The sequence below is a fragment of the Shewanella sp. genome (assembly GCF_013214165.1).
Taxonomy (GTDB): domain Bacteria; phylum Pseudomonadota; class Gammaproteobacteria; order Enterobacterales; family Shewanellaceae; genus Shewanella.
In genome coordinates, this window is sequence record NZ_JABSSM010000076.1 from 1 (window position 1) to 19,398 (window position 19,398).

Sequence of the window (19,398 nt, forward strand, 5' to 3'; positions counted from 1 at the left end):
TAAAGCTGTTTAAAAGACTATTTTAAATGGCCAGCTTTCTAATTTTATAATTTTGGTTAATTACGCAGGTAATTGTTTGGCTGACAAAGCCGTAACGAGCGAAGCGCGGAGTGTACTCCAGTACATGGTCAATATTGTTCCATACAATATTCGACATTTCCTCCATCCATGGAGGTCCAGCACTAGAGCGAGGAAACAATACCGTCAGACGAACAATTAACCAGTAAGAATTAGTCTGGAAACCATAGCATTGTGGCACCACCTGAACCCATCTCGAACTCAGAAGTGAAACGCAATCGCGCCGATGGTAGTGTGGGGTCTCCCCATGTGAGAGTAGGTCATTTCCAGGCGCCTAATAAACGAAAAAGCCCGTTGCTAACGCAACGGGCTTTTTTCGTTTAGGCCTGGAAATGACCGAACGAACATGGGGAATATAGATAGCGCATGCGAAGCATGCATCCTTTCATGTGATAGTAGGGTGAAGGGCCTGCGTTTATCAAGCGTAGCTTGATGCTGGGTCTTAACGCGGAGAGCTCGCTCGAAGCTGGGCCATTGGAAGGCGCCTCCGCTTTTTTGTTCCATAACAGGCGCACTCCTGACTTTACAGTGACTAAGCCACCTGAATAAGGTGGATTTTTTGTACAGGAAGTACTTATCCTTGAACGCCAAGGATGGCGTAGGAAAGGGTTTGCGTCTGGAATTTAATAAAATTCAGCTGTTTAGCTCGAGCTAACCTGCACAGATATCAGGTGACTTATCCACTTAGGAAGGCATGAATGCCTACCCCGATGTCGGTCGATAAATGCTCCTTCAATATCGACACTTCCGCCAAAATATATCCATATACAAGTGCCAGTTTGCCATCCATGGCGCTCGTTCCTAGGCTTATGACTAGCGTCATATACACCATGGCGGTCGCCACGCCGCTGAGCTTGGTCAGAAATTGCATCCATGCATTGCTGACATTCACCACATCCATGTGGCTCGCTCCCCAACAGCAGTAAAGCTGCTGCGCGCTGTATGTTGGTTATTTTTACTTTTCATCAGCCCTGCAGAACCATTTAACCCCTCTATCGTTTTAAAGGAACATATCAAAATCAATTAAATTGTTAGGGGGTATTGCTATTGATAGTGGGCTTGTTACTTTAACAGCTATTAATGGATTGCTGGTTTAAGGTGTATCGATGAAGCTAGAGATGATATGTACGGGCGAAGAGGTGCTGGCGGGACAGATAGTGGATACCAATGCCGCCTGGTTTGCTAATACTCTTATGGACAAGGGAATTGAGTGCCAGCGTCGGGTGACTGTCGGTGATCGCCTGGAAGATCTGATTGCGGTATTTAAAGAGCGCAGCTTAGAGGCGGATATCATACTGGTTAATGGCGGCTTAGGGCCGACCAGTGATGATCTCTCTACTGAGGCTATGGCCTTGGCTATGGGGGTTCCTTTAGTCGAGAATACCGAGTGGCGTACTAAGCTCGAAGATTGGTTTGCCCGTAATGGCCGAGTCATGGCCGAGAGTAATCTTAAGCAGGCATGGCTTCCGGAGTCGGCTCTGATGATAGATAACCCGGTTGGCACAGCTTGTGGCTTCGCCGTAAAGTTCAATCGAGCCTGGTTGTTTTTTACTCCTGGGGTGCCATTTGAGTTTAAACGCATGGTGACTGAGCAGTTTATCCCCTTCGTTGAAGAGCGGTTTGCGGCTTCTAGTTCGGTTGCTTTGAAGAAGCTGTTAACTCTGGGCAACGGTGAGTCAGCGCTCGCAGATAGATTGGAGGACATCCCTCTGCCAGAAGGGATCACCTTAGGTTATCGCTCTTATATGCCTTATATTGAGATTAAGCTGTTTGCACGAGGGGCAACAGCTATCACTTGTTTGCCTAGAATTGAATCTGAGATCAAGGCTTTATTGGGTAATGCGCTTGTGGCGGAAAATGTCACTACACTGGATCAAGAGATCCATAATAGATTAGTAAACTCAGGACTCAGCCTTAGTGTTGCCGAGTCATGTACCGGTGGCATGATCACCAGTGGTTTGGTTGCATTTGCTGGTAGCTCCTCATACTTGCATCATGGTTTAGTCACTTATAGCAATGAAGCTAAGGTCAAAGTTCTCGGGGTCAAGCCTCAAACGCTGGATGATTACGGTGCAGTGTCGATTGCAACTGTTGAAGAGATGGCTAAGGGAGCCCGCAATATACTAGACAGTGATTACGCACTTGCGACCAGTGGTATAGCCGGTCCGGAAGGCGGTTCGGCAGATAAGCCTGTTGGGACTGTAGCGATAGCATTGGCAACGAAATATGGTGTACATAGTCAGATGCTAAAACTGCCGAGTCGTTCCCGTGCATTAGTGAGAACATTAAGTACGGCAGTGGCGTATGACATGCTAAGGCGTGAGCTTAATGGCGAGGCTGTTATCGTGGATTACTCGTCTTTTACCAGGTTCAGTAAGTAAGCGTCGCACTGCTACTAGACTCAAGATAACATATTGCAATCCAGCGAGCCTCGATTGCAATATGTACAGAGGGGCTAACTTATTCGTCAAAAATCAACTGAATTTTTCCCGCTTGTACCTGGATGCGTTTAGTCATCTCAGCGATCAGTGCCTGACTAGATTCATTGGTATCGAGCACATAGACAGGCTGAGTTTCCAGAAATTGAGTTAAGAAGCGCATCAGTTGGGGAGAAAATTGTTGGATGGCCTTATCGAAATCTTTTGGACTAGAGGTTATCTCGACTAGCTTAAGCTCTTTGAGATAGACGCTATGGTTTGTAGCGTCATACCAAGGCTTCGCCTCAAAGGTCACTTCCAATTCAGCCTTGAATGGCATCAAGGGATTACGTACCTTGATAACACTCAAAGCGGAGACCGCCATAATATCTGTTTTATGCCCCAATTTCACTTGGATATTATTGATGCGCATATCGATGCCAAAGAGTTGATTACCCTCTTTAATTTCAAAATGGATCTCATCCGCTAGATAATCTTCTAACTCGCTCTCAGTGATGCTGTATTGACTGACGCAGCCAGTCAAAAACAGCACGACAAAGCCAAGAGTAAAGCTGAGTATTTTCATCAACCTGTGTTTCTCATGCCTGCCGCGACACCGGCAATGGTGAGCATTAAGGCGAGTTCAACATTAGTCGATGCATCTTCCTTTCGTGTTCTGGCTAATAACTCGGCCTGCATGAAGTTCAGTGGATCGATATAGGGATTACGTAAGGTAATCGATTCCTTGTTCCATGGAGTGTGAGACATCAAGGTGTCGGATTGAGTCAGCTCTAATACGGCCTTAACCCCAGTCGCCAATCTTTCACGTAATGCTTCGCCCAAATGATGAAGATTCTCCGGTACCAGGCAGGTCTCGTAGTATTTAGCCAAGTTAGGTTCGGCCTTGGCATACACCATCTCTAGCATAGATATACGGGTCTTAAAGAAGGGCCACTCCTGCTCCATCTCTTGCAGTAAAGCCATATCACCTCTGTCTATTGCAACCTGAAGTGCCTCGCCAGCACCTAGCCAAGCAGGCAGCATTAAGCGGTTTTGCGACCAGGCAAAGATCCAGGGGATCGCTCTGAGGCTTTCGATACCGCCGTCGACCTTACGTTTTGCTGGACGACTACCCAGAGGTAGTTTCCCTAGCTCGACTTCGGGAGTCGCGGCGCGAAAATAGGCCACAAAATCAGGTTCTTCTCTGACTATAGCACGATAGGCCTGCACCGATTCCTCGGCTAGCTGTTGCATACAGGCGCGCCATTCTGGCTTAGGCTCAGGTGGCGGAAGTAAGGTCGCTTCCATTACCGCCGAGGTATATAGGGCTAAGCTCTGAACGGCTAACTTGGGTAAGCCAAACTTGAAGCGGATCATCTCGCCCTGTTCGGTCACGCGGATGCGTCCATCGACAGATCCCGGAGGTTGAGACAGAATCGCTTCATGAGCGGGTCCACCCCCACGGCCAATGGTGCCTCCACGTCCATGAAACAGGGTGAGCTTAATGTCGGCTTGTCGGCTTATTTCAACCAGCTGCTCCTGAGCATGGTATTGGGCCCAGGCTGCTGCCATTACACCGGCGTCTTTGGCTGAATCTGAATAGCCGATCATTATCTCTTGATGGCCTTTGGTATATCCACGGTACCAGTCGATGGCGAACAGGGCCGACATACAAGTCGCCGCATTATTGAGATCGTCCAGAGTCTCAAACAGTGGCACCACTCGCATGGGATGCGGGCAGCCTGTTTCTTTGAGTAAAAGCAATACGGTCAGTACGTCCGATGGCTTGCTTGCCATAGATATCACATAGGAACCCAGCGCTCTGGCTGGTTGAGTCGCTATCAGTCGACAGGTGCTTATGACTTCGGCGACATTAGCACTGGGTTGCCAATTAGTGGGGATCAACGGACGTTTGCTACTGAGCTCTCTTAAGAGGAAAGCCTGTTTCTCACTTTCATCCCAGTGGCTGAAGTCTCCCATACCCAGATAGCGGGTCAACTCGGCAATAACATCACTGTGGCGTTCGGCATCTTGGCGGATATCTAGTCTGAGCATATGTATGCCAAAACAGGCGATACGACGTAGCGTATCCAATAGTAGACCGTTGGCAATCAGGCTCATGCCCAGATCCGACAGACTCTTGTATAGCATCATCAATGGCTCTTTGAGATCACTCTCATGCCAGATTATGGAACTGTGATCCACTTCAGGATTATGTCCTTCGAGGCGCTCATTGAGGTAATCTATGGTATTACGCAGCTTAACTCTGAGTTGGCGGAGCACATCTCTATAGGGTTCGAGGCTGTTGTTTGTTAACGCCAATAGCTCATCGTTAGCCTCCTCCATAGAGAGGTCATTGACCAGTAAAACGATGTCTTTGAGGTATAAACGCGCCGCGGTGTGACGGTTTCTATCTAGCACTTCCTGGGTGACGACAGCCGTGACAAACGGGTTGCCATCACGATCTCCACCCATCCAGCTGGAGAATCGCACCGGTGAAATGTCGATGGCCAGCTGCTTGCCGGTCCGTTCTTCTACTTGCTCATTGAGCTGTCTGAGAAAATCAGGAATGGCTTGCCACAGAGAGACTTCTATGGTGCTAAGGCCCCATCTGGCTTCATCTACCGGAGTGGGGCGCTCGTGGCGTATCTCATTAGTATGCCAGATCTGGGCGATGAGTTGCCTGAGGCGAAGATGCTGTTGTTTCTGCTCTCGCTGGCTGAGTTGTGGATTTTCAAGTGCGGCGAGACTATCGATCACCGATGAATATTTTTGGATCAAGGTTCGGCGGGATATCTCCGTCGGATGAGCGGTCAACACCAGATCTATGTCTAGGTTCTGCAGGCAATCTAGCATCTTCTCTGGATCGATATTGCTACTCAACACTCTACCCAACAGCTGCTCTACTGGATCGGGAACACATACTAACTCGTCGCAATTGCGGCTGATGGTATGGAATTGCTCGGCGATATTGGCCAAGTTTAGAAATTGGTTGAATGCCTTCGCAAAGGGGACTAGTTCATTATCCGGAAGTGCCGTAAGCAGTTTGAGCATCTCATCACGAGAGGTCTCATCTCCTTGCCTGGAGCTTTTCGCTAATTGACGGATCTGTTCTATCTTATCGAGAAAAGCGTCATCCAAGTTGGTGCGTATTGTGTCACCTAAAATCTGTCCTAAGGTGCCAACGTTAGACCTTAAAGACGCATACATATCAGCCATACTTACTCCATACCTAATACCAATTCCAATAAATTTATGATCAATTCAGAGCGATTTAATGGTCTTGGTATAAATTCGCTAATCTACCACAATACCTAGGGTTGACGGCTCAGGTCAACATAGACAACCGAGATATTGTGAGCTTATATGTGCCATATCACTCAAGACTGGAATAACAATCGATGTTCAGTGCAAGGAGACTATTTGATACAGGCGTGATAGATGAGCTGTTTGAGCAAGTCTATGGTCTGCTGCAAATAGGCGGTATCGAGATACTCATCGGGCTGGTGAGCCTGTTCGATGCTGCCAGGACCTAAGACGAGCGTTTGACAACCCAATTTAGCAATATAGGGGGCTTCAGTCGCGTAGTTAACAACCTCAGGCTGGCTCGAAGATAACTCTGCCACCAGTTTACTCCAGCTGCTTTGTGCATTACCGGCGAAAGGCTCGGATCCTGGATAAAGCGGTGCAACCACAATACTGCCGGGAAACTCAGCACTGATAGGCGCAAGGTAATTAAGCACTAGCTGCTCGAGCTCTGCTAATGGCAAGCCGGGGAGCGGACGAATATCGATATGCAGATCACAGCAGCCACAAATTCGGTTGGCCGCATCGCCGCCATGCACGTGACCGAAGTTCATCGTCGGATAAGGCACGCTAAATGCGTCTTCACGATAGTTGTCAGCCAGATGTTGTTTGAGTTTTAGCAGTTGCCCCATCACTCGATGCATTATTTCTATGGCATTGAGCCCTTTGGCAGGATCGGAAGAGTGGCCACTTCGACCCGTGACTCTGATGCCTTGAGTCAGATGGCCTTTATGCATATAAACGGGTTTTAAGCTGGTTGGCTCGCCGATGATGGCGTAATCGGGTGAGATAGATTTTGCCTCGGCAAAGGCTTTAGCCCCATTCATGGTGGTTTCTTCATCGGCGCTGGCCAAGATATGTAGCGGACGTTTGAAATTCTCCAGAGGCATATCTTTTAGCGCTGCTAATATGAGGGCAAAGAATCCCTTCATATCGCATGTGCCGAGGCCGTACCAGCGGTTATTTTTTTCCGTTAGAGTGAATGGGTCTTGGCTCCAACGACCCTCATCAAACGGCACTGTATCTGTGTGACCGGCGAGGAGCAGGCCACCACTACCTGCGCCAAAGGAAGCGATGAAGTTATGTTTATTACGGGAATTCGGTACGGCTTGCACCTTACACTGAAAGCCTAAATCATCGAACCAGGTATGCAATAGATCGATCACGCCTTGGTTACTCATATCTTGCTCGACTTCGAGGGCGCTAATCGAAGGTGTCGCTATGAGCTGAGTAAAAGTTGTTTTCAGATCTGGAATTTGTTTCATATTTCACCCTTAAGATACATATTCAAATATATTGCATAAATAGTTGGTTGTGCTAGTCTAGCAAACAGCTAAGGCGAGTACCAGAATACAGTGCTAATTACTGAGAGTAAAAATGATAATTTCATACACTAAAATTAACAAAAAGGTCACATTAACCGACTTCCTGCGACGATAAACTTGTCAACATTGGTGTTACTACCAGGGCTGAACTTGTGCCCCCCTCTTTTTCCTTTTATCTCGTTCAAACATTAAGAAGTCATAGATTATGAAAAGCATTGCCATTATTGGCGCCAGTGGTTATACGGGCGCGCAAATTACCTCTCTTATTTATGCCGATGCAAACCTCAAGATTCAAGGTTTGTATGTTTCTGAGAACAGTTTAGATAAAGGTAAGCCATTATCTGAACTCTATCCCGTATATAGTCATATCTCATCATGCCTGTCTCCATTATCGCAAGAAGCTAAGACTTTAATTGTCGAGCAAGCCGATGCAGTAGTATTAGCGACCGATCATAATGTCAGTTTACATCTGGCGGCCTGGTTTTATGAACAAGGTCTGGCGGTATTCGATCTAAGCGGTGCTTATCGGTTTGCCGATAAGACTCTGTATCCCAAATGGTATGGCTTCGAGCACGACTATCCCGAAGTATTATCTAATGCCGTTTATGGACTTGCCGAGTGGAATAGTGCCGAGATTGCTGACAGTAAGATGATCGCCGTCCCTGGGTGTTATCCTACGGCCTCGCTTACCGCCTTAAAGCCATTAGCATCTTTGCTAACCAGTACCCTGCCGGTGATTAACGCCGTGAGCGGTGTCACCGGCGCAGGTAGAAAGGCACAACTGCAAACCAGTTTTTGTGAAGTGAGTCTAACGCCCTACGGAGTCTTGGGCCACAGGCATCAGCCTGAAATCGCCACTCAGCTCGGTCAGCAAGTCATTTTTACTCCACACTTAGGTAATTTTAAGCGCGGCATACTCGCGACAATTACCGTACAGCTCGCAGCGGGAACCACTGAAGCAGATATTGCCAAGGCATACTCATTTTATGATGACGCGCCTCTGGTTACGGTGAAGCACGACCAATTTCCTAAGCTAGATGATGTGGTCAATACGCCCAATTGTCATCTGGGATGGAAGTTCGATCCCCAGACGGGTTATCTCGTGGTGGCGAGTGCAATTGATAACCTGATGAAAGGCGCAGCTAGTCAGGCTCATCAGTGCATAAAGATTCATTTCAAATACTAATTTCATTAGGCGAGTAGATAAGTATGTCAACGAGTAATAAAACATTAGTGATAAAAGTAGGTGGCGCCTTACTGCAATGTGAGATGGGCATGAACAGCTTGATGGATACCGCAGCTAAGATGATAGCCAAGGGGCAGAGACTTATCTTAGTACATGGAGGCGGCTGTATCGTCGATGAACAGCTCACAGTCAATGGTATGGAGACTGAGAAATTAGACGGGCTAAGGGTCACTCCAGCGGCACAAGTGCCTGTCATCGTGGGCGCGCTAGCCGGAACCGCGAATAAATTATTGCAAGCCGCGGCCATAAAAGCCGGTGTTACGGCTATCGGCATGAGCCTGGGTGACGGCGATATCGTCACGGCTAAGATTAAAGATGAGAGGCTAGGGTTTGTCGGCGAAGTTTCACCTAAGAATGCGACTTATCTTGAGTTTATCCTCTCTCAGGGCTGGTTACCGATTGTTAGCTCGATTGCAATTGACGCAAGCGGACAGCTGCTTAACGTCAATGCCGATCAGGCGGCGACTGTGCTGGCTAAACTTGTCGATGCTCAGCTAGTGTTGTTATCCGATGTCTCGGGAGTGCTCGATGGCAAGGGCCAATTAATTAACAGTCTCAATAGGGCTCAGGTAGCCGAGCTCATTCATATAGGCGTTATTGATAAAGGCATGAAAGTGAAGGTCGAGGCCGCACTGGACGTTGCCGAACTCATGGGTCAAGCAGTACAAGTGGCTTCGTGGAAAAGTGCAGAGCAATTGTTAGCCCTGTCAAATGGTCAGCCGGTGGGTACACAGATCCAAGCTCACTGATTGACACTATTAAATTATCATCATATTTGAGTCAGCCGCACTGCGGCTCACTAAATAGCAGAGCAAGGGTTGGACTGAGATGCCAATCAGAGGAGAGCGACAATGAACCACCTGTTATCGATAAAAGATCTAACTCAAGCGCAACTGCAAGACCTATTGTCCCTGGCGAAAAAAATTAAGGCTAACCCAGCCGAGTATCGCCATGCCTTGGACGGTAAGAGTGTGGTGATGTTATTTGAGAAGCCTTCATTGAGAACTCGTGTTAGTTTTGATATTGGCATCAATAAACTTGGCGGCCATTGCCTCTACCTAGATCAGCAAAATGGTGCCTTGGGTAAACGTGAGCCGGTAGCCGATTTTGCTGCCAATATATCATGTTGGGCCGACGCTATCGTGGCGAGAACCTATCTACATTCGACCATAGAATCTTTGGCCGAGCATGGCAGTGTGCCTGTGATCAATGCGCTATCGGATCTCTACCACCCTTGCCAGGGATTAGCCGATTTCCTCACTCTATCTGAGAAGTTTGACGATGTGAGTCAGGTTAAGCTCGCCTATGTCGGTGATGGTAACAATGTGACCCACTCATTGATGTTCGGCGCCGCAATTCTTGGCGCTAAGATGACGGTCGTTTGTCCTCCGGGGCACTTTCCCGATGGCGAAGTCGTGGTACAGGCGCAAGCGCTGGCGGCTAAGCATGGCGGCTCTCTGTTTCTGACCTCAGATATTGAGGCGATGGGCGAGCAAGATGCTATCTACACGGATACCTGGATCTCTATGGGTGACGAGACTGATATGGCCGATATCAAGGCTAAGTTCGGTCCATATCAGGTCAATGCCGCTCTGATGGAGAAAGCGGGCGCTAACTTCTTCATGCACTGCTTGCCAGCATATCGTGACGTTGAGGCTAGTGCAGAGGTGGTCGATGGAGAGGGTTCACTCATCTTGCAGCAAGCTGAAAATCGTATGCATGCACAAAACGCCGTACTCGTGACCTTGCTGGGTCAGTAAGCCGAGACACAATATTTATCTCTCATCGGGGTTTCGGTGAGCAAGTAACAGGAATTAGGAAACAAGATGTCGAATCAAACAAAGAAAACAGATGTGAAAAAAGTTGTCCTGGCCTATTCGGGTGGACTGGATACGTCGGCTATTATCCCCTGGCTGAAAGAGACCTATGATAATTGTGAAATTATTGCCTTCTGTGCCGATGTGGGTCAGGGAGATGCCGAGCTCGAAGGCCTACATGCCAAGGCGATTGCTTCGGGAGCCTCCGAATGTCACATCGTCGATCTCAAGGAAGAGCTAGTTGCCGATTATATCTATCCAACCATAGCCACTGGCGCCATCTATGAAGGTACTTACTTACTCGGCACTGCTATGGCCAGGCCTATTATTGCTAAGGCTCAGGTAGAGATCGCCCGTAAAGTGGGTGCCGATGCTGTCTGTCATGGTTGTACCGGTAAAGGCAACGATCAGGTTCGTTTCGAAGGTTGTTTCGCCGCACTGGCTCCAGATCTTAAGGTGATCGCTCCATGGCGTGAATGGGAGATGGTGAGTCGTGAGGATCTACTCGACTACTTGGCCGAGCGTAATATCGAGACAACGTCTTCGCTAACCAAGATTTACAGTCGTGATGCCAATGCCTGGCATATTTCACACGAAGGTGGCGAGTTGGAAGATCCGTGGAACGAACCGTCTAAAGGCGTGTGGACCATGACAGTCGCACCCGAAGACGCCCCGGATGCGCCTGAATATGTGACACTGGAATTAGAGCAGGGCAAGATCACTAAGGTTAACGGCGAGGCGCTGTCTCCTTACGCGGCTCTCATGGTGCTAAACGAAGTGGCTGGAGCCCATGGTGTAGGCAGGATCGACATCACAGAGAACAGGCTGGTCGGCATGAAGTCTCGTGGTTGTTATGAGACTCCGGGTGGCACTGTGATGTTTGCGGCGCTGCGCGCCATCGAAGAGTTGGTACTCGACAAGACGAGCCGTGAGTGGCGTGAGCAAGTTGGCGCCCAGATGGCTCAGCTGGTCTATGACGGGCGTTGGTTCACTCCTCTTTGTGAATCCTTACTCGCCGCTTCCGGGCCCTTAGCTAAGCTAGTCAATGGTGAAGTTGTCATCAAGCTCTACAAGGGTCAGGCACAAGCGGTTAAGAAGCGCTCACCTAACAGCCTATATTCTGAAGAGTTTGCGACTTTTGGTGAAGATGATGTGTATAACCAGAAAGATGCCGAAGGCTTCATTCGTCTCTACTCGCTCTCTAGTCGTATCAGGGCACTGAAGGCTCTGTAAATCGCGGCAGATTATTTAATTTAAATAAAGGGCGCTAAGCGTCCTTTTTTGTAAAAGATGAGGATACTAGCATGGCATTATGGGGCGGAAGATTTAGTCAGGAAAGCAGTGCACTGTTTAAATTATTCAATGATTCACTGCCAGTGGATTACCGTTTAATTGAGCAGGACATCGTCGGCTCGATAGCCTGGGCCGAAGCAATCACACAGGTCGGCATCTTGACTGAGCAAGAGTGCACTCAGTTACAACAGGCGTTGCAAGACCTATTAACCGAGGTCGAAGATAAGCCAGAGCTTATCTTGGCATCGGGCGCCGAAGATATTCATAGCTTCGTCGAGCTGTCACTTATCGCTAAAGTAGGCGATCTAGGCAAGAAACTCCATACAGGTCGTTCTCGTAACGATCAGGTGGCTACCGATCTTAAATTATGGTGTAAGAAGGAGGGGCAGCAGCAGCTGGCCTTGCTACAAGCCTTGAGACAAGCTCTTCTCGAACTGGCCCACAGAGAGCTCGATGCCGTTATGCCGGGTTATACTCATCTGCAGCGTGCTCAGCCCATCGCATTTGGTCACTGGTGTCTAGCCTATGTCGAGATGTTTGAGCGTGATATTAGCCGTTTAGAAGATGCACTCAAACGGGCAGATACTTGTCCTCTAGGGACTGGAGCGCTTGCCGGTACGGCCTATCCAATGGATAGATACAAGTTAGCCGCAGCGTTAGGTTTCGCCTCTCCGACCCTTAACAGTTTAGATTCGGTATCGGACAGAGATCATGTGATCGAGATCTGCAGCGATGCTTCAATCAGCATGATGCACCTGAGTCGTATGGCAGAAGACCTGATCTTCTTCAACAGTGGTGAAGCTGGCTTCATCGACCTAGATGATGAGGTGACCTCGGGCTCATCTCTGATGCCACAGAAGAAAAACCCTGATGCACTAGAGCTTATCAGGGGGAAGACAGGGCGTGTGTACGGCAGTCTGATTGGCATTCTGACGACCATGAAGGCACTGCCACTGGCATATAACAAGGATATGCAGGAAGACAAGGAAGGCTTGTTTGATGTTATGGATAGCTGGGCTATCTGTCTCGAGATGGCGGCACTGGTCTTGAGTGGCCTCAAGGTCAATCGTGAGAATACCTTAAGAGCCGCTCAACAAGGTTATGCCAATTCGACCGAGCTAGCCGATTACTTAGTGGCTAAGGGAATGCCATTCAGGGAAGCGCATCATGTCGTGGGTGAAGTGGTGGTTAAAGCCATAGCGGCAAAGAAACCTCTGGAGGATTTTGCACTAGAGGAACTGCAAGCCTTCTCAAGTACCATAGCCGATGATGTGTATGCTTGTTTGACCATAGAGTCTTGTCTGGCAAAGAGAGAAGCCCTAGGTGGTACTTCGCTGCCTCAGGTGAAAGCGGCACTGGCGAGTAAACTGGCTTAAAAATTAACTGACAGATTTATAGCCTATACAAATAGAAAAGCACTATTGAGTTAATAGTGCTTTTTATTGCGTTTTTTATACTGGTTTTGTCAGCCTGAAGTATTTATTGGAATAGTTCATCGGCCGAATCTTCGATGAATATATCGTTTGACTCATTAGTTTCCGTGGCAAATTCCTTTGGCTCAGTGCCGGAGATAAAATACTCGAACTTGCTGGTATAATCCGTTTTTCTGGCTAACTTACCCGTGGCCAGATCGATCCTGACAGAAATGATCCCTTGGGGAGGAGTCGTTGGAATTTCGGGCGTGCCGGCGAGTGCATCCTTCATAAACTCATTCCAACCAGGCCCCGCCGTTTTCGCTCCAGCTTCGGCCGCCGAGATCTGATCTTTAGCAGCATTGGCATCCCAACTGGTTCTGCCAAGCTCCTTGGCGTGATCATCGAAGCCCACCCATACGGTTGTGGCAAGCGTAGGATTGAAGCCACTGAACCAGGTATCCCTAGATTCGTTGGTAGTACCTGTTTTACCCGCGATATCACGGCGCTTAACCACTCGGGACGCTCGCCAAGCTGTGCCATTCCAGCCGGTGCCCTTGCTCCAGTTGCCGCCGCCCCAAATGACACTCTTCAAGGCTTCCGTGACCAAGAATGCGGTTTGTTCCGAGATGATCCTCTCTGCATAGCGAGCATCGGGACCACCGCAACTATCTGTAACCTGCTCAGCCAGTATAAATTCTTCTGCCATAGCGGCGAAAGGGTCATCACTGACAAGAGTGAGTGGGTCTGGATGAGGTGTGCAGGCTAAGGTCGGATTAGCTTGTTCAATCACAGTGCCGTAGGAGTCTTCGATGAGCTCGATGAAGTAAGGTTCGACCTTGTAACCACCGTTAGCGAAGGCGGAGAACGCGGTGACGACCTGCAGTGGGGTGACAGAGTTCGAACCCAGCGCGATAGATTCGTTTCTGGGGATATCGTCACGATTGAAACCAAACTTGACCAGGGTATCGATAGCCTTATCCAGACCGGCATAACGCATGGTCCTCACCGACATGACGTTGATGGATTGAGCGAGTCCTACCCGTAATCGAGTCGGTCCCGTGTAGCGATCCGGTGAGTTCTTAGGCCGCCATGCGGTACCTTGTCTGGTATCTGCATTATTGATAGGTGCATTATTGATGAGCGTCGCTAGGGTATAACCTTTCTCAATGGCAGCGGTATAGATGAATGGCTTAATATTCGAGCCTAACTGCCGCTTGGCTTGGGTGACACGATTATATTGGCTGGTGTGAAAACTGAAACCACCGACTAACGCCTCTATCGCACCCTTGTGTGGGTCCAGTGACACTATCGCACTGGATACGATTGGGACTTGGGATAACTGCCAAAAGTCGCCGTTATTACGTAACCAGACTTGCTCGCCAACAGTCAGTATTTGCTCCGCAGTCTTAGGCGCTCTTCCTTGTCGTTTGTTATTGATGAATTTTCGCGCCCATTTCAAACCTTGCCAATCCACCTGGATGATTTCCCCCGAAGAGGTGAGCAAGGATGCACTCTGTGCTTCGATACTCATGACGGCTGCGGGTATCAGACCTTGGAAAGCCTGAGTCTGTTTGAGTCGCGTGAGTAAATGTGAGGTTTCCAGTGGGGTGTCTGTCCATAAAACATCGGTCGCACCACGATAGCCATGTCTTTGATCGTAGGCATACACGTTATTTCTAAGTGCATGCTGAGCGTCTTGTTGTAGCTTGGAGTCTATGCTGGTGTAAACATTATAACCGCCGGTATAGGCCTCCTCTTCACCGAGTTTATCTACCAGGTAATCTCTGGCCATCTCGGAAATATAGGGGGCATATAAGCTGATTTCTGCGCCATGGTATGTTGCCGTTACGGGAGCCAGAATAGCCGCAGAATATTGTGCTTGAGTAATATTTTTCTTCTCCAGCATGCGACTCAATACCCAATTGCGTCGATTGGTTGCTCTGCTAGGGTTGCGGATTGGATTCGCTGCCGATGGTGCTTGAGGGAGACCGGCGATCATGGCCATCTGAGGTAAGTTGAGCTCTTTGAGTTCTTTACCATAATAAACTTGTGCCGCAGCCCCGACGCCATATGCACGGTTGCCTAAGAAAGAACGGTTCAGGTACAGCTCTAATATCTGCTCTTTCGACAGGGCTTTTTCGATTTTTATCGCTAGAAATATCTCTTTAATCTTGCGTATGTATGTCTTCTCACGAGACAGGAAGAATCCGCGTGCCACCTGTTGGGTGATGGTACTGGCTCCCTGGCTCTTCTTACCTGTGGTGATCAAAATGATAGCTGCGCGAGCGATGCCGATAGGGTCTATGCCATGGTGCTCGAAGAAACGGGCATCTTCTGTGTCTAAAACAGCATCGATAAGTAATGGCGGAACGTCCTCAAAGGCAACTGGGATGCGCCTTTTCTCCCCAAATTGTGAGATCAGCTCTCCGTCACTGCTATAGATGCGTAAAGGAGTCTGTAACTTAACTGTCTTCAGGGTATTTACGTCAGGAAGTTCGGGTAAGACATAGAAATATGCCGCAGCAATAGCGCCTATTGCTAACAGGGTTAAACTAAAAAGAGCGATAACTATACGTTTAAACCACTTCACCAGAGAATTCCATTATTTATAGCAGGGAGAACAGTATATAAGGGGATAGGCCAATGGTGAAGTTAAAAATAGTTGTCAAAAAAATGGCAATTGTAAAATAAAGAAACATCCTGTACAAATGCCGGTAACGAGTTGATCTTGTGCTAATCTCATTGCTAAATAATAACAAAAAGTGACATTTGACTATGCTTTCGAAATTATGGAAGCGTCAGGCTCCGCAGATGGTTGGGATAGATGTTGGTTCCCACGAGATAAAGGCGATACTGCTGAGCAAGACGGCCGACGGTTATAAAATTGTGAGCCATGTTGCAGTTCCCGTGAAAAGAGGGGCTGTTAGCGATCATGAAATCAGAGATAATGATGCAATTACCGAGTCGTTGCGCCAAGTAAAACGTAGCCTGCCTAAAGGAACTAAATTTGCTGCCGTGGCAGTATCCGGTTCTGCAGTGATGACAAAAGTCATCTATATGGATGCCACCCTGAGTGAAGAGGAGATGGAAGCCCAAATTGATATCGAGGCAGATAACCTCATTCCCTATTCTCTGGATGAAGTCAGTATCGATTTTGAAACCTTGAATGTGAACAGCACGGACCCCACCAAGGTCGATGTCTTGTTGAGCGCGTGTCGCACGGAAAATATCGATGCTCGTGTCGATGTCTTAGATAACATTAATATAGAAACTAAAGTGGTCGATATCGAAGGTTATGCGTTAGGGCGATCCTTTGAGCTGGTTGCTGCTCAACTACCAGATGAGGCCAAAAATAAGGTGGTTGCACTGGTCGATATAGGCGCCAACATAACGACCTTCGCGGTAGTTGAAAATGGCGAGACAAGTTTTATCCGGGAGCAAGCATTCGGTGGTGAACAATTTACTCAGTCAATACTGTCATTTTATGGCATGTCTCATGAGCAAGCCGAAAAAGCCAAGATAGAAGGCGATCTACCCCCAAATTACATGTTTGAAGTCTTATCGCCATTTCAAAGCCAATTACTGCAGCAGATAAAGCGGACATTACAGATCTACTGTACTTCAAGCGGTAAAGATAAAGTGGATCACCTAGTCTTATGTGGCGGTACTTCTAAACTCGAGGGCATGGCCAATCTGTTAACCAATGAATTGGGTGTACATACCATAATAGCAGACCCGTTTCAGGGGTGTTTACATGCCGAGGATGACGTAAAAAATAGATTACAGCCACATATCAGTAAATACATGCTGGCTTGTGGGCTAGCGCTGAGGAGTTATTCTCTATGGCGAACATAAACTTACTAGCTTGGCGTGAGGAAGCGCGAGAGAAACATAAAAAAGATTATATTGGTATTTTAGTTTTGGTTTTTTTGGTGTCTTCTTTAATGGTTTATCTGGCACTGGGTTTCGTCGATATGATGACAGACAAGCAAAAGTCCAGGAATGCTTACTTACAATCTGAGATTAGCTTGCTAGATAAACAGATCGCCGAAATTAAAGGGATCAAAACCAGAAAGAAAGATATCGAGCGGCGCACCGAGATTATTTTGAACTTGCAACAATCAAGAAATTCACCTACCCATGTCCTGGATGAACTAGTCAGGATTGTTCCGCCGGGGATCTATCTTTCCAGCATCGAGAAGAAGGGCAGTTTGTTGTGGATTGAGGGGCGCAGTGAGTCGAATAACAATGTCGCTAATATGATGAGAAAAGTAACAAGCTCAATCTGGCTACACAATCCTAATATGCAGTCTATTGTCGCTCACAATATAGAACTGAGGCAGTTACAACGCTTTAGCCTGAAAGTAACGATTAAGGACAATGAGCAAGCTGAAGCGGTGCAAGGAGCGAGTAAATGAACCTGAACCTAGATCTGGAGCAGTTTAATGATATCGACTTTGAGAATATAGGTGGCTGGCCGTCACTGGTTAAAGTTGTATTCGCAGCCTTACTTGCCGTCTGTATTTTTGTGGCTAGCTATTTTCTGTTTATCTCGGATGCGCGTGCGCAATTCGATGCAGTGCAGAGAGCAGAAGCGAGCTTAAAAAATGACTTCAAGTCTAAGTACCAACTGGCTGCAAACTTGAAACTCTATCGAGAACAGCTTGCCAAAATGGAAGTGCAATTTGCAGAACTGCTTAAAATGTTGCCTTCTCAGAATGAGATGCCCGGACTGGTCGATGATATTACCTTTGTGGCAACAGACTCAGGTTTAAGGATAGACAGCCTAGATTGGCGTGAGGAGATACAAAGAGACTTCTATATCGAGTTCCCTATCAGCATGTCGGTGAGTGGCGACTATCATGAGTTAGGTCAGTTTGTCAGTGGAGTGGCTAAATTGCCGCGTATTGTGAGTCTACATGACTTCGTTATCAAGAAAAAAGTTGACGGTACCTTAGGCATGGAGATACTCGCTAAGACATATCGCTTCAAGGAGGGGGCTGATCTGCCACTAGAAGATAAGAAGGGGGGAAGTAGGTGATAAGACTCCTTTTTTTATCTATTCCAATATTTTTATTAACAGCTTGTGTTGGCGACCGCAGTGATCTTGAGCTATTTGTCACTACGACTAAGTCACAGCATGTTGCTCATATCCCACAATTGAAAGAGGCGGCTAAGTTTGAACATTTTGTGTATCACGCCAGTTTAATGCGTAGTCCATTTGTTCCTCCCTCGCGTGAACTGACAGAAGAGCTGATAGATACGACAAAAGACTGTCTTCAACCGGATCTTAAGAGGCATAAGGGGCGTCTGGAAACCTATGCGCTGGACAACTTAAAGATGCGTGGAACCTTGAGTGAAACAGACATCATCTGGGCCTTAGTAGAAACCAATGATGCCAGTGTTTATCGCTTAGGTATTGGTGAGTATTTAGGACTCTATAATGGTCGTATTACTAAAGTTACTCAGCAAATGGTCGAAATAATTGAATTAATACCAGACGGTTCTGGTTGCTGGACTGAAAGGTTAAGTAGCATAGAACTCACTGGGAATAACAAGCGAAGGATGAGGGAATAATGGAATCTTCTGCCGCGATAAAAAATGTTTTTAATAAATCTTCTCTTTTTAGAGTTCTTGGCGCTTTGGTATTAATGGTGAGTGCCTCTTATGCTGCGGCCGAAAACCGCCTAGTGGATGTTAAATTTCACTCGGTTGTCGATCATCAACTAGAACTGCAATTAATCTTCGAACATGAAGTGATGGCACCTGAAATTGATCTCAATGCATCACCGGCTGAAATTATCTTAGGTTTTAGTGGCAGTATGTCTGGGTTAGAGAAACAGATAATGCCAATAAATACAGCCGGAGTTGAGCATATCAGCGTACGCCAACTCGATGGCATGATGCGGGTGACGGTTGCGCTGAATAAGGTCAAAGCCTATAAGGGCAAGCTCAAGGGTAATACCTATAATCTGACGATAAATGATGAGGTCGCCGATCGCAATATGACGACACAAAATCCATTTATTAACAAGATTAACAATATCGATTTCAGGCGAACTGCAGAAGGCGGCGGAGAATTACTGATTAAGCTAGACAATAGCTCGGTGGCAGCAAACGTGAAGCAGGTGGGGTCAAAACTTGAGCTGCAGCTTTATAATACCGATATTGGATCTGATCTCTTGTATGTGATGGATGTACAAGATTTTGCCACTCCAGTGCGGAGTTTTGAAACCTTTAAAGAGGAATTAACCACACGAATCCTCATCGATATCTCAGGCCGGTATGAATATAATTACCAGCAGGAAGCGAGTCTGTTTCGTCTCAGTATTAAGAAGGCTGACAAGCTTACGGTAGCTAAGAAGGAGAAAAAATATGATGGGCGTTCACTGTCGCTAAACTTCCAAAGTATCTCGGTGAGAACCGTGTTACAGATCATCGCGGATTATAACGATTTTAACTTAGTCACCAGTGATACCGTCGAAGGTGATATTACCCTGC

Annotated in this window: 16 protein-coding genes and 1 rRNA gene; 12 read left to right on the plus strand and 5 right to left on the minus strand. The window is 47.4% G+C overall.

What is annotated here, in order from left to right; translation table 11 throughout:
- The first annotated feature begins 234 nt into the window (after positions 1 to 234).
- A 5S ribosomal RNA gene (rrf, locus tag HRU42_RS17005) occupies positions 235 to 350 on the plus strand.
- A gap of 404 nt (positions 351 to 754) precedes the next feature.
- Here the strand turns inward: rrf and HRU42_RS17010 are convergent.
- Positions 755 to 979: a hypothetical protein gene (locus HRU42_RS17010; protein ID WP_295032744.1), complete on the minus strand. Its 225-nt coding sequence runs from the start codon at positions 977 to 979 to the stop codon at positions 755 to 757.
- A 205-nt stretch (positions 980 to 1,184) separates the two neighbouring features.
- On the opposite strand from HRU42_RS17010, the gene HRU42_RS17015 reads away from it, so the two are divergent.
- On the plus strand, positions 1,185 to 2,459 hold the full coding sequence (locus HRU42_RS17015) for a CinA family nicotinamide mononucleotide deamidase-related protein (RefSeq protein WP_295032745.1): 1,275 nt from the start codon (positions 1,185 to 1,187) through the stop codon (positions 2,457 to 2,459).
- A gap of 79 nt (positions 2,460 to 2,538) precedes the next feature.
- On the opposite strand, the gene HRU42_RS17020 is transcribed toward HRU42_RS17015, so the two are convergent.
- From HRU42_RS17020 to argE, 3 genes are all read right to left on the minus strand, one after another.
- Positions 2,539 to 3,081, minus strand: a complete 543-nt coding sequence (locus tag HRU42_RS17020; protein ID WP_295032747.1) for a DUF1439 domain-containing protein — start codon at positions 3,079 to 3,081, stop codon at positions 2,539 to 2,541.
- Positions 3,081 to 5,714, minus strand: coding sequence for a phosphoenolpyruvate carboxylase (ppc, locus tag HRU42_RS17025; RefSeq protein WP_295032749.1), 2,634 nt, complete (start codon positions 5,712 to 5,714; stop codon positions 3,081 to 3,083). The genes HRU42_RS17020 and ppc overlap by 1 nt, the downstream gene beginning before the upstream one ends.
- A 200-nt stretch (positions 5,715 to 5,914) precedes the next feature.
- The gene (gene argE / locus HRU42_RS17030; protein WP_295032752.1) at positions 5,915 to 7,066 is read right to left on the minus strand and encodes an acetylornithine deacetylase; all 1,152 of its coding nucleotides are present in this window, start codon (positions 7,064 to 7,066) and stop codon (positions 5,915 to 5,917) included.
- A 265-nt stretch (positions 7,067 to 7,331) separates the two neighbouring features.
- Here argE and argC point away from each other — a divergent pair, with 265 nt between their 5' ends.
- From argC to argH, 5 genes are all read left to right on the plus strand, one after another.
- Positions 7,332 to 8,312, plus strand: a complete 981-nt coding sequence (argC, locus tag HRU42_RS17035) for an N-acetyl-gamma-glutamyl-phosphate reductase (protein ID WP_295032753.1) — start codon at positions 7,332 to 7,334, stop codon at positions 8,310 to 8,312.
- Between the two features lie 23 nt (positions 8,313 to 8,335).
- Positions 8,336 to 9,121 carry an acetylglutamate kinase gene (argB, locus tag HRU42_RS17040; protein ID WP_295032758.1) on the plus strand — a complete coding sequence of 262 codons (786 nt, stop codon included), beginning with the start codon at positions 8,336 to 8,338 and terminating at the stop codon, positions 9,119 to 9,121.
- Positions 9,122 to 9,223: 102 nt separating this feature from the next.
- A complete protein-coding gene (locus tag HRU42_RS17045; RefSeq protein WP_295032759.1) occupies positions 9,224 to 10,132 on the plus strand; it encodes an ornithine carbamoyltransferase in 909 nt (302 codons plus the stop codon).
- Positions 10,133 to 10,198: 66 nt separating this feature from the next.
- On the plus strand, positions 10,199 to 11,422 hold the full coding sequence (locus tag HRU42_RS17050) for an argininosuccinate synthase (RefSeq protein WP_295032760.1): 1,224 nt from the start codon (positions 10,199 to 10,201) through the stop codon (positions 11,420 to 11,422).
- A 71-nt stretch (positions 11,423 to 11,493) separates the two neighbouring features.
- Complete coding sequence (gene argH / locus HRU42_RS17055; protein ID WP_295032761.1) at positions 11,494 to 12,858, plus strand: argininosuccinate lyase; 1,365 nt, start codon at positions 11,494 to 11,496, stop codon at positions 12,856 to 12,858.
- Between the two features lie 103 nt (positions 12,859 to 12,961).
- On the opposite strand, the gene HRU42_RS17060 is transcribed toward argH, so the two are convergent.
- Positions 12,962 to 15,487, minus strand: a complete 2,526-nt coding sequence (locus HRU42_RS17060; protein WP_295032763.1) for a penicillin-binding protein 1A — start codon at positions 15,485 to 15,487, stop codon at positions 12,962 to 12,964.
- A 185-nt stretch (positions 15,488 to 15,672) separates the two neighbouring features.
- Between HRU42_RS17060 and HRU42_RS17065 the strand changes: the two genes are divergently transcribed.
- From HRU42_RS17065 to HRU42_RS17085, 5 genes are all read left to right on the plus strand, one after another.
- Positions 15,673 to 16,752 carry a pilus assembly protein PilM gene (locus HRU42_RS17065; protein WP_295032765.1) on the plus strand — a complete coding sequence of 360 codons (1,080 nt, stop codon included), beginning with the start codon at positions 15,673 to 15,675 and terminating at the stop codon, positions 16,750 to 16,752.
- Positions 16,740 to 17,315: a PilN domain-containing protein gene (locus HRU42_RS17070; protein ID WP_295032767.1), complete on the plus strand. Its 576-nt coding sequence runs from the start codon at positions 16,740 to 16,742 to the stop codon at positions 17,313 to 17,315. The genes HRU42_RS17065 and HRU42_RS17070 overlap by 13 nt, the downstream gene beginning before the upstream one ends.
- A gap of 2 nt (positions 17,316 to 17,317) precedes the next feature.
- On the plus strand, positions 17,318 to 17,938 hold the full coding sequence (locus HRU42_RS17075) for a type 4a pilus biogenesis protein PilO (RefSeq protein WP_295032771.1): 621 nt from the start codon (positions 17,318 to 17,320) through the stop codon (positions 17,936 to 17,938).
- Entirely contained in the window at positions 17,935 to 18,474 is a 540-nt protein-coding gene (locus tag HRU42_RS17080; protein ID WP_295032769.1) for a pilus assembly protein PilP, read from the plus strand. The genes HRU42_RS17075 and HRU42_RS17080 overlap by 4 nt, the downstream gene beginning before the upstream one ends.
- Positions 18,474 to 19,398: AMIN domain-containing protein (locus HRU42_RS17085; protein WP_367227194.1), on the plus strand; the 925-nt coding region annotated here is incomplete at its 3' end. The genes HRU42_RS17080 and HRU42_RS17085, both read left to right, overlap by 1 nt.

Coding starts and splice junctions, on each gene's coding strand:
- argB (WP_295032758.1), top strand. CDS start 8,336: ATGTCAACGAGTAATAAAACATTAGTGATAAAAGTAGGTGGCGCCTTA.
- argC (WP_295032753.1), top strand. CDS start 7,332: ATGAAAAGCATTGCCATTATTGGCGCCAGTGGTTATACGGGCGCGCAA.
- HRU42_RS17070 (WP_295032767.1), top strand. CDS start 16,740: ATGGCGAACATAAACTTACTAGCTTGGCGTGAGGAAGCGCGAGAGAAA.
- HRU42_RS17065 (WP_295032765.1), top strand. CDS start 15,673: ATGCTTTCGAAATTATGGAAGCGTCAGGCTCCGCAGATGGTTGGGATA.
- HRU42_RS17050 (WP_295032760.1), top strand. CDS start 10,199: ATGTCGAATCAAACAAAGAAAACAGATGTGAAAAAAGTTGTCCTGGCC.
- argE (WP_295032752.1), bottom strand. CDS start 7,066: ATGAAACAAATTCCAGATCTGAAAACAACTTTTACTCAGCTCATAGCG.
- argH (WP_295032761.1), top strand. CDS start 11,494: ATGGCATTATGGGGCGGAAGATTTAGTCAGGAAAGCAGTGCACTGTTT.
- HRU42_RS17020 (WP_295032747.1), bottom strand. CDS start 3,081: ATGAAAATACTCAGCTTTACTCTTGGCTTTGTCGTGCTGTTTTTGACT.
- HRU42_RS17015 (WP_295032745.1), top strand. CDS start 1,185: ATGAAGCTAGAGATGATATGTACGGGCGAAGAGGTGCTGGCGGGACAG.
- HRU42_RS17010 (WP_295032744.1), bottom strand. CDS start 979: ATGGATGTGGTGAATGTCAGCAATGCATGGATGCAATTTCTGACCAAG.
- ppc (WP_295032749.1), bottom strand. CDS start 5,714: ATGGCTGATATGTATGCGTCTTTAAGGTCTAACGTTGGCACCTTAGGA.
- HRU42_RS17045 (WP_295032759.1), top strand. CDS start 9,224: ATGAACCACCTGTTATCGATAAAAGATCTAACTCAAGCGCAACTGCAA.